The following is a 14587-nucleotide window of genomic DNA, read 5'->3' on the forward strand; positions in this document are numbered from 1 at the left end:
CCGCTTGGACTCAGCCAGGCATAGTCTCGAACTGCGGAAGGTCGAGTGGCTTCACCCATTCGAGGCGGCGCTTGGTGAACATCTCGAGCATCGGCTCAATGCCCTCGGAACTATCCAGGCAGCCGATCGTCGCGAAGATCATTCCCGGGAAGCTCTCCAGCTTGCTGCTGAATACCCTGGCGCCGCAATCGGGGCAAAAGTTGCGATCCAGGCCCTTTCCTGACTGCGCGATGTAGTGAAACGCCTTCGGCTCGCCGCTGATCAGCGTAAAATCATCTTCAGGCACGCCGAAGAAAGCGGCCGCCTCGCCGCCTGATGCCTTCTTGCAGTCAAGGCAGTGACAGACGGCGACGAAGGTAGGATCGGTATTGAACTGGAATTTGACGGCGCCGCATGCGCACTGACCCGTGTGCTTCTTCGCCATGTATCAGCCCTCCTAGTCCGTTGACAGGCATCCGTGACAATTGCAGTGAGGTAAGCCGCCACATCTTATGCGGTTATTCAGCAAAAAGCATCGGGCATGCGATCAAAATAGGTCAAGCTCCGCAAGTCACCTCTGGCGGTGGATTATCTTTGCAAATCAGCCATCTCGTAAAACGGCCGGATTTCAATCTCGCTCGGTCCCGACATGGGATTGGGGCAGCGCTTTACCCAGGCGACGGCCTCGTCCATGTCCTTGACCTCCCAGATCCAGAAGCCGGCGACCAGTTCGCGGGGTTCGGCGAAAGGCCCGTCGATGACCGTACGGCCGGCACCATCGAATGCAACCCGCTTGCCGTCAGAGGAGGGTTTGAGGCCATCTGCCGTTAGCAGGATGCCGGCATCGCGCAGTTCGTCATTGAATCTGCCCATCGCCTCCATCATCTCCGTCTCCCATGCCGTATGGAGAAACCCCTTTTCACTCTCCTCGGTAGCCTTCACGAGCACCATCACACGCATTGTCTGTCTCCTTGTTCGAGCCGGCCTCATCGGCCTGATAGTGGAACGACGAATGGGGTTTTCGGAAGCCGACATTGTCCTGCAAATTTTTTGACACCGAACGTATGTCTCTGCGCTTACATCCGGCTCAAATGATCGGAATTCCGGCGCGAACAGAGGCCTTTCTCTCCACAAGCAGACATGTCACCTTTGCCGCCAAAAGCGATATCGAGGTTGTAAGGCCGCCGATGCCCAAAATTTCTTCCTGCACCCTGTCAAAATCTCCCCGGTTCAAACGTCGTTGTCGCAGCGAGCCATAAGGCTGCGCGTATCGAGTGAAAGGAATGCGTCATGCAATATATGCTGTTGGTGTATTGGAACGAAGCCGAACATAAGAATGCAAGCAAGGAGCAGAAAGCCGAGACATTCGCGGCCTATGCGGCTTACACAGAAGTGTTGAAAAAGGCCGGAGCCTTCGTGGCGGGCAGTGGATTGCAGGATTCCTCGGCGGCAACCGTGGTGCGCGCAACGGATGACAAGCCCACCGTTCTCAACGGCCCCTATATCGAAAGCAAGGAGCAGTTGGGCGGCTACTACATCATCGAGGCGGCAGATCTCGATAGCGCCATCGCCTGGGCGGCGCGTTGTCCCGGTGCTCGGCGTGATACCGTGGAGGTTCGCCCTCTGATGGTCTATTGATCTGCCATGTCGCAAGGAGACGACCAGTCTGCCGTCAAAGCCGCCGAAGCGGTGGCGCGCCGAAGCTATGGCAAACTGGTCGCTATTCTCGCGGCGCGCACACGCGATGTGGCCGGCGCCGAAGACGCCCTGTCGGAGGCCTTTGCTTCTGCTCTGGCCGATTGGCCGGTCAAGGGCGCGCCGCTAAACCCCGAAGCTTGGCTGCTTGCCGTTGCCCGCCGCAAGATGATCGACGCCATCAGGCGCAGACGGGTAAGCGCTGTCGCCTCCGGGCATCTGAAGCTCATGGCGGAGGAGTTGGAGGCAGCGGCGAGCCTTGCGCCGGAAATTCCAGACGAGCGCCTGGCTTTGATGTTCGCTTGCGCGCATCCGGCGGTAGAGCCCGGCATCAGAGCGCCGCTGATCCTGCAGACGATCTTGGGGTTTGATGCCCAGACAATCGGCTCCGCCTTCCTGGTCTCGCCGGCGGCGATGGGCCAACGGCTGGCGCGGGCGAAGAACAAGATTCGACGCGCCAAAATTCCCTTGTGCGTGCCCGAGAGGGCGGACATGCGCGCCCGCCTGGGGGCGATTCTGGAGGCAGTCTATGCAGCCTATGCGGAAGGCTGGAGCGATCCGGCCGGCGCCGATGCGAGCCTGCGCAACCTGGCTGAGGAGGCCATTTGCCTGGGCCGGCTGATCGTCGCACTTTTGCCAGAGCAGGCCGAAGCGCTCGGTCTGCTTGCGTTGATGCTCTATTCCCACGCGCGGCGTGGCGCACGGCGGAGTGCGGCCGGCGAATTCGTGCCGTTGGCCGATCAAGATCCTGCCCTATGGGACGAAGGCCTGATCGACGAGGCCGAGGATCTGCTTATTCGCGCCAGCGCGTTTGATGCTTTCGACCGCTATCAATTGGAAGCGGCCATCCAATCGGCCCATGTCGTGCGACGCCGTACAGGCGCGACGGATTGGGTGGCGATCGAGCGTCTCTATGATGGCCTTTGCGCAATCACCGGCTCGCCGGTGGCGGCAATCAATCGCGCGATTGCCGTGGCACAGACGCGCGGGCCTGCCGCAGGGCTCGCGGCGCTGCCGGTGCTGGCGCCCGGTAGCCGGCTTATCGAGTATCAACCCTATTGGGCGGCGCGCGCCGAACTTCATACGAGAATGGGAGAAATGGCGGCGGCTCGCGAAGCCTATGACCAAGCGATTGCCCTGGAAATAGACCCTGCCGTTCGCCGCTTTTTGCAAAGGCGGCGGAGGGAAAGCTTGGTGCCGCCGCGCTAGGCTCGGCGTTGCGGTTGGACAGGCCATTATCCCTTCCCGGATGGAAGGTTTGGCCGTTGTGCCTCATTCCCACTCGATCATTTGGATCTGCTCTAACGCATTGTTTTTATCGTGCTTTGGAACAAATGTCGTGCAAGACTGTTTATTTGTCACTTTGATACGACGCTAACGTCGTGCCCGGCCGGCTGGGTAAGCGGCGCTCTTGAGGAACATCTCATCATGATGAAGATTTCGTCCGGTTTTCGTTCAGTCGCGGTTGCAGCCATCGCCGCCGCGGGAATTAGCTTTGCCAGCGCCGCCCATGCCGACAGCGGGACGATCCGCTTCGCCGTTTACAAGGCGGCCTTCTTCGTCGGTGGCTCCGGAGGCGAGGGTACGCTGACCTTCCACGGTCGCCACTATCCGATCTCGATCGGCGGCATCTCGGGCGGCCTCGCCTTCGGGGCTTCCAAGACCTATTTCAGTGGTACCGTGCGCCACATTCGCCGCGCCCATGATGTGGCCGGAGTGTATGGTGCAGCGGGCGGTGGCGGTGCGGTCGGCAAAGGCGCCCAGATAATCGTCATGACCAATGACAAGGGCGCCCAGCTCGAACTCACAGGCCGGCAGGTCGGCTTGCAAGTCAACGCCGATATCAGCGGCATGAGCATCTCGATGAGGTAAGGGCATTACCTTGGAGGGTCCGATTTGCTAGTTCAGCGATCGGGCCTCTCCGGGAAAACGACCCCGGGGATTGCCGTTCGCCCTCTATTCCATTCGATTGTTCATAGGTTAGACGCGCCGCGCTCCAACGCGTGAATATGTCAGAACGAGCCGAGAATGCTCCCCAGCATGATGACGGCAATGAGCGCCAGGATCGCGCCGATGATGCCGACCATGACGATGTCGCGGTAGCTTTCTCCGTGGGTTGACCCGCAGACGGCAAGCAGGGTGACGACCGCGCCATTGTGCGGCAGGCTATCCAGCGTTCCAGCCCCGATGACCGCGACGCGGTGCAAAAGTGCCGGGTCGAGGCCTGTTTCCTGCGCTCGCATCAGGTAGGTGCTGCCAAGCGCATCGAGGGCGATCGTGAGACCGCCGGAAGCAGAACCCGTGAGCGCTGCCAGGATATTTGTGGCCACCGCGATCGAAACGAGCGGTCCCCCGCCGATGCCGAGCACCCAGTCGCGCACGATCCCGAAGGCGTGCATCGCCGCGACGACCGCTCCAAAGCCAACCAGGCTGGCGACGGCGACCGCCGGAAGGACGGACGCGTTGGCGCCCGCGTCCATCGTCTCGCGCAAGGTCGGCAATCTCCGGAAATTCAGCGCGACGACAGTTGCGACCGCGGCGGCCAGCGCCGTGACAACGGCCCATACGCCGCTGACCGAGGAGCGGGAGATCCCGCCCCATCGATCCTCCGAAAGGAAGCCGAGATCAAGCGCCGGCAGGATCAGCAGCGTCATGCTGAGATTCACAAGGACAACTATAACAAGCGGCAGCGCCGCAACCCAGATTGGCGGCGTCGTCTCGGCATGGCGGCCATGCGCGATCTCGGCCGGATCGAATTCCCTGCCGGCCGTGGCGCGTTCGCGCAGCCGGTCGTCGGAAGTGAGATGGTCTGATGTCGCCGGCATGCCCTCGCCGAACTCTTCGCCGGATCTTCGCGCGGCCGCCTCGGCGCGACGCAGCCACCATAGACCAAAGGCAAGCATGATGGCAGAAGCAATGATGCCCAGTCCGGGCGCTGCAAACGGCGTCGTCCCGAAGAACGGCATAGGGATGGCATTTTGAATCGATGGCGTTCCCGGCAAAGCCGACATAGTGAAGGTGGACGTTCCGAGCACGATCGCAGCCGGCATCAGCCGCCTGGGAATGCCTGATGACCGGAACAACTCCTGCGCCATCGGCGCCAGCACGAAGAAGGCGACGAAGAGGCTGACCCCGCCATAGGTGATCAGCGCTCCGGCAATGACGACGGCGAGGATGGCATGACCCTTTCCCAGTCGCCGCATCATAAAATCGGCGATTGCCGCTATCGAACCGCTGTCCTCCATCAACTTGCCGAAAAGTGCGCCAAGCAGGAACAACGGAAAGAACTGGGCGAGGAAACTCGCAGCGCTGCTCATGAAGGTCTGCGTCCAGTGCGCCAGCACCGGTTCCCCGGCAAAGAGCGCTGCAACGATGGCGCCGAGCGGCGCCAGCAGCAGCACGCTCCAGCCCCGGAAGGCAAGCCAGACCAGCAGCCCGAGGCCGATCAGAATGCCGAACAGCCCCATCCGTCAGCCCTCTTCCAGCAGGATATCGAGATCGAGCGAGGAGCGGCGGCCGAGATCGTCGCCATGGGCATCGAGGAAGGCGTCGGCGGACTTGCGTCCCCAGTCATGCAGCATGGTCAGGAACTCCCATTCCGCATTGAGCTTCGAGGAAGAACCGAGGCCGGACATCATGTCGCTGACGACCCGGTGAATGCGCATCGACGCCCAGCGCTCGCCCTCGTCATCCCCCACCTGAGCCACCTTCCGAAGCAGTGCGATCATTTTCAGTTCCTTCAGGAGGACCGCATTGAAGGAGACTTCGTTGATACGATTGAGGATCTCGCGCGCGGAGCGGGGCGTGCCCGGCCTTTCAACCGGGTTGATCTGCACGAGGATCGTATCTTGAGACGTGCATTCGCGAACCAGCGGCGTGATCGTCGGATTGCCGGCGTAGCCACCGTCCCAATAGGCTTCGCCATCGATCTCGACCGCTTGAAACAGCGTCGGCAGGCATGCGGAGGCAAGCAGGACGTCCGGTGTCAATTCGCTGTTACGGAAGACCCGACCGCGGCCGGTGCGGACATTCGTCGCCGTGACGAACAACTTGATCGGGCTGGCCGAGAGCCGGTCGAAATCGACGCTTTCCGCCAATATCGCGGAGAGCGGGTTGGCACTGGCAGGGTTGAGGTCGTAGGGCGAGAACAGACGCGCCATCATGTCCATCGCCACGAACATCGGCGAGTGATCGAGCGACCAGCGGCCCAGCAGGACATCGAGGGGACCGCGCTGGAAGGGACTGAAGCGCGCCGCCCCCGATACCTTGCGCCAGAATTCCGTTAGGGCCTCGCGGGCGCCTGCCACGCCATTGACGGTATAGCCGTGCGCCAAGACGGCCGCGTTCATCGCTCCGGCCGAAGTGCCGGAAATTCCCTCGATTCGCAGCCGTGGCTCTTCCAGAAGCCGATCGAGAACGCCCCAGGAAAAAGCCCCATGGGCACCGCCACCCTGAAGGGCAAGATCGATGTGCAGTGGGTCTCGCTGCATTGTCTCCCCTTTGCCGGCATCGGCCTTTGCCACCGCCGTGGTTGTGCGCCGCACAATACCGCACAATTGCGTACTCGTCATCCTCTCGTTGCATTAGGCAGGCGAGATGAAACTCATTTGCGGCAGTTCCGGCGGAAGCATAGGCGACGTATCCTTTCGGCGCGATCGTTCGTCTTAGCTGTTGACGGGCAACATCGCCCTCCTGACGAATTGGAGCGTGACAATGAATAGCAAGCAGAGCTTGGCAAACAAGATACACTACGAAACGCTCGCGGAGGCTTGGCGTAGCGGTCGAGAATCGCCGCAGGACGCCTCCGAGTGGTCTGTTTTGACGACAGAACCGGGCGGCGTCGATTACGTCGAGACGAACCTCGGCGATAAGACCGCGCTGTGGGTTCAGCCAAAACTGGCGGCCAAAGATCGGGTCATGCTTTACCTGCACGGCGGTGGCTATGTTGGCGGATCGATCTGGACCCATCGCAAGATGGTCGGACACCTTACCAAGGCGATTGGCTGTTACGCTCTGCTCGCCACTTACGACTACGCGTTTCAGAGCAAGTTCCCGCGCCAGATCGAGCAGGCCGTGAACGCGTTCGAGTGGCTGGCCGAGCAGGGCATCGCGACGGATCATACAATTGGCGCGGGCGACTCTGCTGGCGCGGGTCTGATCGTTGCAGCGGCGATCAAACTCCGCGATGCGGGACGTCCGCTGCCAGCTGCGCTCCTCAGTATTTCCGGATGGCATGATCTATCGGCGAGTGGGGCTTCCTACGAAACTAACCGCGCGAAGGATGCCTTCTTCCAGAAGGCGTCGGTAGATATGCTGGCGTCGCTGGTTCTCGGAGAGGCCGATGCCCGAAATCCATTCGCGAGCCCGATCTTCGCCGATCTCACGGGCCTGCCGCCGATCAATCTGCAAGTGGGCGGAGACGAAACGCTGCTCGACGACAGCCGGGTGCTCGCCGACCGCGCGAAGGCCGCCGGCGTCGAGGTGCGCCTGGACGTGTTTCCGGGGATGCTGCATTCGTTCCAGATGATGGCTGGTCGTGCGCCTGAAGCCGATGAGGCGATCGAGCGGTTTGCGCAGTGGGTCCGGCCGAAGCTCGGCCTGACCGGAACCGCGTCAACCCGCGGTGAAAGTCAGGTAGTCGCATGACGGGCACCCATGTCCTTAATGATGCAAGATGTGGCAGGTGAAGAACATGACTGAGCGACCGACTGGCCTATTCGACGCGCGGTATCGAGCCTTCCTCCAGACGGTGTCAGACGTCCGAGCCCAACTGCATCGCTACTGCGCCCGCATGACCGGCTCACGGCTCGACGGTGAGGATCTCATGCAGGAGGTGCTATTCGAGGCCTACACGAAGATCGAGACCCTCGATGACGCCCACAGGCTGAAACCCTGGCTATTTCGCATCGCTCACAATCGCTGCATAGATTTTCTAAGGCGCCGCGAAGCGCGCGAGCACGCGGAGGGCGCCTATTCGGACGACATCGGGGTCGTCACTGCGGAGCCGGCGACGACCGATGCACGTCGCGCCATCGAACGGCTGGTTGGCAGCCTGCCTCCCAAGGAGCGCGCCTGCGTCCTCCTAAAGGATGTATTCGACTATTCGCTGGAAGAGACCGCAGAACTCGTGGACTCGACGGTTGGCGGCGTTAAATCCGCGCTCTCCCGTGGACGGGCGAAGCTCGCCGACTTGCCCGCTGGACCTATCGGCGAACCGAGCCGTCCTCCGCTTGATCCCGACACCGCGCGACTCTTGCAGCGCTATGTTGACCTCTTCAACCGCCATGACTGGGATGGCGTGCGGGGCCTTACCAGCGCCGATGCTCGGTTGCGGGTCGCCGACTGCTTTGACGGCCTGCTCAGAAGCTCTCCCTATTTCTTCGAATACGAGCGAAATCCAGAAACGTGGACCATGGAGTTCGGGGAGATCGACGGGGAGCCCATCCTACTCGTGCTCTTCCAGCGAGGCGTCCAGTGGCAGGTCGCGTGGCCGGTTCGTGTCCATGTCGCCGACGGTGTTATCGACCGCATCGAAGACTATTATGCCTGCCCGTGGGTCATTGGAGACAGCTCGGAGTCCGACTTAAAACTCATGACCGAGTCGGTCGCCTTGGGAGGAGGATGACGGAGGCGGCGCGGAGGAAAGTCTCGGTGGTAGCGATAATGGCCTCGAAGTCCTTGACGAAACATGGCCATGCCCTGGCGGAGGTCGACGATGAGCACCGCCATCAAGTTCGCAAGGACGCACTTCGCTACGCCGCCGAGTTCTTCGCGTCGCTGCCCACACCCCTCACTCCCACTCGATTGCTCTAAATCTAGTTAGATCATTGATATAGCTAGGTTTTTAATTCGTTGCCGCGCAAGAAGCCGCCCCATAGGCCGTCAAAACATTACGGTCTTGATTTTAAAGGGAAAAATAGCCCGAAATTTTTTGTGCGGTTTCGGTATCTATCGAAGTCGATCGCCTTTCCGGACCCATTTTGGGCAACTCACGTGGGTTTTACAGCGAACGAAGAAAGTACCGTCACCTCCTTTGCGAACCGGCCTGAGCCTAGGAATCGTTTTGCTCAACTGCCCCTTCGAGACGGCTGACCAGCCAAAGACGCCCCATCCACCGAGCGGGGCGTCTCCGCTGGTAGTCCCTGTCAGCTTGTGGGATTGCGCGCGGTGACGATCCATGCCGCGCCGTCGATCATCACCGACCGCTCGCCGGGGAGGTCCGCGAAGGCGGCACGAACCGCGGCCGAGACGCGGGCGCGGATGTCGTCGGGCTGATTAGCGAGCGCGCGCGACAGCGGCCGACCTCGAGCGTCATCTCCACCGCGTCGTCGATCGCCGCGTCCCGCGTCGCGCCCTCGCCAAACGGGACGGAAGCATCGAAGGGCGCGATAGCGATATCGGTGAAGCCGGCCGCCGTCAGGATGCGCGCCACCCGCCCCCGGTCGCCGAACGAGAACGGGCCGGGTGCTTCGGGATCGGGCGCCGCCGTCGGCGGGACGATGCCCTTGATCGCGCCCATCGGCAGGCGCATCCAATCGTTCTCGGCCGCGCCGCGCCAGCAGACGAAAGCGACCCTCCCGCCCGGCTGGAGAGCGCGGCGCATATGCGCGAACGCCCCTATCGGATCGTCGAAGAACATCACCCCGAAACGCGAGAACAGGATGTCGAACGTGCCTTCGGGCAGCTCGGCGCTGCCGGTGTCGGCCACCTGGAACAGGGCCGGCGTATCCTGTGGCGCAAGCGCGCGTGCCCGGCCGATCAGCGGTTCGGATATGTCCACACCCAGCACTTGGCCCCCCGGGCCGACGCGGGCGGCCAGTGCCAGACTAGACGCGCCCGCGCCGCAGCCGACGTCCAGCGCGCGCTCGCCCGCCGCGGGCGCGGCGGCTTCGATTGCGGCCTGGCCGAACACCGCCAGCATGGCGTCGAGCCGGGCCTGGTGCGCGACCCAGCGCTCCCCGTTTTGGTCATTCCAATCGGCGACCTGATCGGCATTGTACTGTGCCATGACATATCCTTGTTCTGATGCGCTCTAAGCTATCCGATGCCAAAGCGGGCATCGTCTCCAGCGATCCTGCGCCCGCCAGCGATAAGGCGCCGGTGCCGCCTAGCGCCGGACTTGGAAGGACAACCGCGCCTGCGGCAACCGGAAAAGGGAAGCCCTGCTCTTAAACCAGCATCGACTGCTGGGCGGAGATGCCCGCCATCGCGCCTTGCCATGATGCCGTGGTGACCGAGGGCATGCCGGGGTTGGCGAGGTCGCCGGCGGCGTAGATGCCGGGCATGCTGGTTTCGCGGCGCTCGTCGACCTTGAGGACGATGCCGAGGGGCGTATCGACCGTGGCGAGGCCCAGTGATTCATGCAGGCTTGCGGACGGCTTGTTGCGCGGATGCGCAAACAGGATGTCGACCGCGACATCGGGGCCGGTATCGAGCTTGACGGTGGCGTTATGGCCCCCGTGATGGGCGATCCCGGCGATCCGGCCATCGACGACAGGTATGTTGCGGCGCGCCAGATCGGCCCGGATATCGGGCGGGATGTCGTGACCATCGGCAAAGAGCGTCAACCTGTCGGTCCAGTCGTGGAACAGTCTGGCCTGATTGTGCGACTGCCGGCCGGACCAGACGAGGCCCCAATGCTGGCCGGCGACTTCAAAGCCGTCGCAATAGGGACAGGGCACGATGGACGTGCCCCAGCCTTCGGCAAAGCCCGGCACATCAGGCATCTGGTCGACGATGCCATAGCTCAGGATCAGGCGACGCGCCCCAAGGCTTTCGCCATTGCCAATGAGGACGGAGAAATCGTCGATGCCGCCGGACACGCTGTCGGCCCGGGCATTGACCAAATTGACCGTGGGATAACGCGCCAGTTGCTGCCGCGCCTCGGCCAGGATGTCCAGCGGCGGCTTGTGATCGTGGCCGAGCAGACCATGCGAGTGGCCGGCGAAACGATTGCGCGGCAGGCCGGTATCGAGAACGGTGACCTTGCGGCGGGCACGGCCGAGCTGCAGGGCGGCGGCGAGACCGGCAAAGCTGCCGCCGATGATGATGACGTCATCCATGGTCATGGGCTCCGTGTTGTAGATGGAGGTGGTTGGGTTGGACCTGGCGCGCAATATCGTCCAGCGATACGCGCTCCAGACGGGCAGCGAGCAGGGCTTCGGCATCGGCGAGAAAGTCGCCCATCACTGTGTTGACCGACCGGATGATGCCGCATTCAATATCGCCGGGCGGCCCGGATTTGGAGGACATGATTGAAACCTACCCAATGGCTTGCACATTTTGGATACTATATGGTATCATAATTCAGGAATTAGGATACTGTCAAGGACTGGAATTGTACGTGACCGAAAATAGCCAGGGCCGGCGCGGCCGGCCCGCCAACGAGGCGCTTGGCCAAACGATCGTCGACGCCGCGGGCGAACTCTTTGCGGAATTGGGTTTTCAAGCGACGACCTTGGACAAGGTCGCCCAGCGAGCGAAGATATCCAAGCTCAGCATTTACAGGCACTTCGAGAACAAGGAGGCGCTGTTTGGCGCGGCGTTTGCGGCCCGCTGCCAGCAGTTAATACCACAGGCCCTTTTTGAAGGCGTCGCCGGTTCGGCCGAAGATCAGCTCATGGCGGTGGGATCATCGCTGCTTCGCACGCTGTTGCGCCCGGACGTGCGCAGTGTCGAAGCCATGGTCATGGCCGACGTCGCGAGTCAAAAGTCGTTGAGCAAGCTCCATTACGAAGCCGGCCCCGCCCATATCATCGCCCAAATCGAGGCCCTGTTGCGTCAATTGCACGCGAAGGGGGCTCTGAACGTGCCCGATCCTCTCCGGTCCGCCCGCTTGTTTGCCGCGCTTTTCAAAGGCTCCGATCTCCTGATTATCGCACGCTTCGATGAGGCGAGAGCGGAGGATGATAATGAGATCGAATCCTATTGCCGGTCGGCCGTCGCCATGTTCATTGCCGCGCACGGTGGCAACGACCACGCGGGCGGATAGCCTAGACGAGGCCGCGAAGGAGGGCGGTGAGCAACCAATAATACCCGCTTTTTTGGGAGGCACCATTCAAGCGCCGCCCAAATGGATGAAACAGGGACGGCAGCGAAAATTGGCGCTTAGACTGCGCGATCACCGCCGTTCCCCCTCACTCCCACTCGATCGTGCCGGGCGGCTTCGACGTGACGTCGTAGACCACGCGGTTGATGCCGCGGACTTCGTTGATGATGCGGGTTGCGGCGCGGCCGAGGAATTCCATGTCGTAGTGATAGAAATCCGCGGTCATGCCATCGACGGAGGTGACTGCGCGGAGCGCGCAGACGAATTCGTAGGTGCGGCCGTCGCCCATGACGCCGACAGTCTGAACCGGCAGAAGCACGGCGAAGGCCTGCCAGATGGCGTCATAGAGGCCAGCCTTGCGGATTTCATCGAGATAGATGGCATCGGCTTCGCGCAGGATCTCCAGCTTCTCGCGGGTGATGCCGCCGGGGCAGCGGATGGCGAGGCCGGGGCCGGGGAAGGGGTGGCGGCCGATGAAGCTGTCGGGCAGGCCGAGCTCCTTGCCGAGCACGCGCACTTCATCCTTGAAGAGTTCGCGCAGCGGCTCGACGAGCTGCATCTTCATGCGCTCCGGCAAGCCGCCGACATTGTGGTGCGACTTGATGGTGACCGAGGGGCCGCCGGTGAAGGAAACGCTCTCGATGACATCGGGATAGAGCGTGCCCTGGCCGAGGAAATCGGCGCCGCCGAGCTTCTTGGCTTCTTCCTCGAAGGTTTCGATGAAGAGGCGGCCGATGATCTTGCGCTTGGTTTCTGGGTCGCTGACGCCCTCGAGCTCGCCGATGAAACGGTCGGAAGCGTCCACATGCAACAGATGCAGATTGTAGTGCTCGCGGAACATCGCAACGACGTTCGCGGCCTCATCCTTGCGCATCAAACCGTGGTCAACGAGGATGCAGGTGAGCTGGTCGCCGACCGCCTCGTGGATCAGCAGTGCCGCGACGGAGGAATCGACGCCGCCGGAGAGCGCGCAGATGACGCGCTTGTCGCCGACCTGTTCACGGATCGCTTGCACCGCCTTGGCGCGATAGGCCGACATCGACCAGTCGCCCTTGATCCCTGCAATATTGTGGATGAAGTTGCTGATCAGCTTGGCGCCGTCAGGTGTATGCACCACTTCCGGATGGAACTGCACGCCGTAATATTTGCGCTTCTCGTTGGCGATGAAGGCATAGGGCGCGTTCGAGGAGGTGGCGACGACTTCGAAGCCTTCCGGCAGCGCGGTGACGCGATCGCCGTGGCTCATCCACACCTGATGGCGCGAACCATTCGACCACAGGCCTTCGAAGAGGGCGCAATCCTTGTTGACTTCCAGGAAGGCGCGGCCGAATTCGCGGTGATGGCCGCTTTCCACCTTGCCGCCGAGCTGCATGCACATGGTCTGCTGGCCGTAGCAGATACCGAAGACCGGGATGCCGCTGTCGAAGATGATCTGCGGTGCCCGCGGTGAGCCTTCATCCACGGTCGAGGCCGGGCTGCCGGACAGGATCACGGCTTTCGGCTGCAGCCGCTTGAAGCCGGCTTCGGCGGATTGGAAGGGGACGATCTCGCAATAGACGCCCGCTTCGCGCACACGCCGTGCGATGAGCTGGGTCACCTGGCTGCCAAAATCGACGATGAGAACGGTGTCTGGATGTGCTGTCTGGGTCATGGCGAGCCTTTAATGAAAAGCGCTTTCCCTGGCAATCCGGCAAATCAAGCCGGTGCCGATTTTATTGTCCCCATTGTATCAGCCGTTGCGCCGCTCAGAACCAGAAAACGCCGTCTTCCAGTGCCGTGAACAGCGCGTCGACGGCATAGGAGAGCTTGCGGTCGATGACATGCAGATATTCGGTCCAGCCGGAAATGTGCTGCAGCTCGACCACGCCATCGGAAATGCCGCGCAGTCCGATCAGCGGCCGGTCGTAGATCTGGCAGACACGCAGCACGGAGAAGGTTTCCATATCCACCATGTCGGCGGCGATCCGGCCATAGGCTTCCGCGCCGGAGATGACATTGCCGCCGGTCGAGAGGCTCGCTTCCGGAATGGCGGGAATGCGCAGCGGCATCTCGATCGCTGCGGGCAGGTCGAGGAATGGCGTGCGGCCCTTCTCGAAGCCGAGCGGCGAAGCGTCCATGTCGCGATAGGAAACGGAGGTGACCTGGTAGACCTCGGTCTGTTCCAGCTTCGCCGAGCCGGCCGAACCCAGCGAAACCACCATGTCCGGCAGATCGTCCTGTGCTTCGAGCTGAGCGAGCGCCCGCGTCATGACAATGGCCGCCTCGACCGGGCCGACGCCGGTCATCAGCGGATCGATGCGGGAGCGGAGGAACGGGCCGTATTCTGCCTCTGCCGCCATGACGAACAGGATCGATTTTCCCGACACGCGTTTCAGTTCGAATTTCATCCGGTAATTCCCTCTCGGCCTCGGATGACCATCATCGTCCCGGTCATGGAGGCAATCAGCTTGGCAGGCCCGTCGCCTATGGCATAGCCTCGCCCATCGGCGACAATGATGGTGGTGCCGGGCTTGGTAACATCGCCGCGGAACAGAAAGCGCTCGCCGCGTCCCGGTGACATCAGATTGATCTTGAATTCGATCGTGAGAATAGATGCCGTGGGATCGATGACGCTGTAGGCCGCAAATCCGCAGGCCGAATCCAGCGCGGCGGCGATGATGCCTGCGTGCAGGATGCCGTGTTGCTGCGTCAGCTTGACGTCGAACGGCAGCTCGATCTCGACCGTGCCATGCTCGACGCGCGTCAGTTCTGCGCCGATGGTCGCCATCGCCGCCTGTCGCTCGAAACTCGTCCGAATGCGCGCCCGAAAGTCGCCGCTGCTTTCTCCAGTCATCCCATTCCCTTTCGCGGGTGCGAAATTGGCAT

Annotated in this window: 15 protein-coding genes and 1 pseudogene; 6 read left to right on the forward strand and 10 right to left on the reverse strand. The window is 62.1% G+C overall.

Features of this window, described 5'->3' with window-relative positions:
* Window positions 1-10: 10 nt before the first annotated feature.
* Both C9E91_RS02055 and C9E91_RS02060 read right to left on the reverse strand, forming a co-directional pair.
* The gene (locus C9E91_RS02055; RefSeq protein WP_107106715.1) at window positions 11-424 is read right to left on the reverse strand and encodes a GFA family protein; all 414 of its coding nucleotides are present in this window, start codon (window positions 422-424) and stop codon (window positions 11-13) included.
* A gap of 143 nt (window positions 425-567) precedes the next feature.
* Window positions 568-939 carry a YciI family protein gene (locus C9E91_RS02060; protein ID WP_107106716.1) on the reverse strand — a complete coding sequence of 124 codons (372 nt, stop codon included), beginning with the start codon at window positions 937-939 and terminating at the stop codon, window positions 568-570.
* Window positions 940-1269: 330 nt separating this feature from the next.
* On the opposite strand from C9E91_RS02060, the gene C9E91_RS02065 reads away from it, so the two are divergent.
* The 3 genes from C9E91_RS02065 (at window position 1270) to C9E91_RS02075 (ending at window position 3546) form a co-directional block, all read left to right on the forward strand.
* Window positions 1270-1617, forward strand: a complete 348-nt coding sequence (locus C9E91_RS02065) for a YciI family protein (protein ID WP_107106717.1) — start codon at window positions 1270-1272, stop codon at window positions 1615-1617.
* Between the two features lie 6 nt (window positions 1618-1623).
* Window positions 1624-2883: an RNA polymerase sigma factor gene (locus C9E91_RS02070; protein ID WP_107106718.1), complete on the forward strand. Its 1260-nt coding sequence runs from the start codon at window positions 1624-1626 to the stop codon at window positions 2881-2883.
* 222 nt (window positions 2884-3105) lie between these two features.
* Window positions 3106-3546: a lipid-binding SYLF domain-containing protein gene (locus C9E91_RS02075; protein ID WP_107107026.1), complete on the forward strand. Its 441-nt coding sequence runs from the start codon at window positions 3106-3108 to the stop codon at window positions 3544-3546.
* 140 nt (window positions 3547-3686) lie between these two features.
* Here the strand turns inward: C9E91_RS02075 and C9E91_RS02080 are convergent, their stop codons facing one another.
* Together C9E91_RS02080 and C9E91_RS02085 are read right to left on the reverse strand one after the other, a co-directional pair.
* On the reverse strand, window positions 3687-5141 hold the full coding sequence (locus C9E91_RS02080) for a GntP family permease (RefSeq protein ID WP_107106719.1): 1455 nt from the start codon (window positions 5139-5141) through the stop codon (window positions 3687-3689).
* Window positions 5142-5144: 3 nt separating this feature from the next.
* Window positions 5145-6164 carry a patatin-like phospholipase family protein gene (locus C9E91_RS02085; protein WP_107106720.1) on the reverse strand — a complete coding sequence of 340 codons (1020 nt, stop codon included), beginning with the start codon at window positions 6162-6164 and terminating at the stop codon, window positions 5145-5147.
* Window positions 6165-6387: 223 nt separating this feature from the next.
* Between C9E91_RS02085 and C9E91_RS02090 the strand changes: the two genes are divergently transcribed.
* Both C9E91_RS02090 and C9E91_RS02095 read left to right on the forward strand, forming a co-directional pair.
* Window positions 6388-7320, forward strand: a complete 933-nt coding sequence (locus tag C9E91_RS02090) for an alpha/beta hydrolase (RefSeq protein WP_107106721.1) — start codon at window positions 6388-6390, stop codon at window positions 7318-7320.
* 46 nt (window positions 7321-7366) lie between these two features.
* Complete coding sequence (locus C9E91_RS02095; protein ID WP_107107027.1) at window positions 7367-8299, forward strand: RNA polymerase sigma factor; 933 nt, start codon at window positions 7367-7369, stop codon at window positions 8297-8299.
* A 520-nt stretch (window positions 8300-8819) separates the two neighbouring features.
* Here C9E91_RS02095 and C9E91_RS02105 read toward each other — a convergent pair.
* The 3 genes and pseudogenes from C9E91_RS02105 to C9E91_RS19695 form a co-directional block, all read right to left on the reverse strand.
* A pseudogene (locus C9E91_RS02105) lies at window positions 8820-9682 on the reverse strand (class I SAM-dependent methyltransferase).
* 160 nt (window positions 9683-9842) lie between these two features.
* Window positions 9843-10736 (reverse strand): NAD(P)/FAD-dependent oxidoreductase, encoded by an 894-nt coding sequence (locus tag C9E91_RS02110; RefSeq protein ID WP_107106723.1) that lies wholly within the window; start codon window positions 10734-10736, stop codon window positions 9843-9845.
* On the reverse strand, window positions 10729-10926 hold the full coding sequence (locus tag C9E91_RS19695) for a hypothetical protein (RefSeq protein WP_181315990.1): 198 nt from the start codon (window positions 10924-10926) through the stop codon (window positions 10729-10731). Before C9E91_RS19695 ends, C9E91_RS02110 begins: the two co-directional genes overlap by 8 nt.
* Window positions 10927-11017: 91 nt before the next feature.
* Here C9E91_RS19695 and C9E91_RS02115 point away from each other — a divergent pair, with 91 nt between their 5' ends.
* The gene (locus C9E91_RS02115; protein WP_107107028.1) at window positions 11018-11665 is read left to right on the forward strand and encodes a TetR/AcrR family transcriptional regulator; all 648 of its coding nucleotides are present in this window, start codon (window positions 11018-11020) and stop codon (window positions 11663-11665) included.
* Window positions 11666-11810: 145 nt separating this feature from the next.
* On the opposite strand, the gene guaA is transcribed toward C9E91_RS02115, so the two are convergent.
* The 3 genes from guaA to C9E91_RS02130 all read right to left on the reverse strand — a co-directional run bounded on the left by guaA (window position 11811) and on the right by C9E91_RS02130 (window position 14555).
* Window positions 11811-13373 (reverse strand): glutamine-hydrolyzing GMP synthase, encoded by a 1563-nt coding sequence (guaA, locus tag C9E91_RS02120; RefSeq protein WP_107106724.1) that lies wholly within the window; start codon window positions 13371-13373, stop codon window positions 11811-11813.
* 94 nt (window positions 13374-13467) lie between these two features.
* Window positions 13468-14109: a 5'-methylthioadenosine/S-adenosylhomocysteine nucleosidase gene (locus C9E91_RS02125; RefSeq protein ID WP_107106725.1), complete on the reverse strand. Its 642-nt coding sequence runs from the start codon at window positions 14107-14109 to the stop codon at window positions 13468-13470.
* Complete coding sequence (locus tag C9E91_RS02130; RefSeq protein ID WP_107106726.1) at window positions 14106-14555, reverse strand: PaaI family thioesterase; 450 nt, start codon at window positions 14553-14555, stop codon at window positions 14106-14108. The genes C9E91_RS02125 and C9E91_RS02130 overlap by 4 nt, the downstream gene beginning before the upstream one ends.
* Between the last annotated feature and the right edge of the window lie 32 nt (window positions 14556-14587).

It is taken from the genome of Rhizobium sp. SEMIA4064 (assembly GCF_003025035.1).
Taxonomy (GTDB): Bacteria; Pseudomonadota; Alphaproteobacteria; order Rhizobiales; family Rhizobiaceae; genus Rhizobium; species Rhizobium paranaense.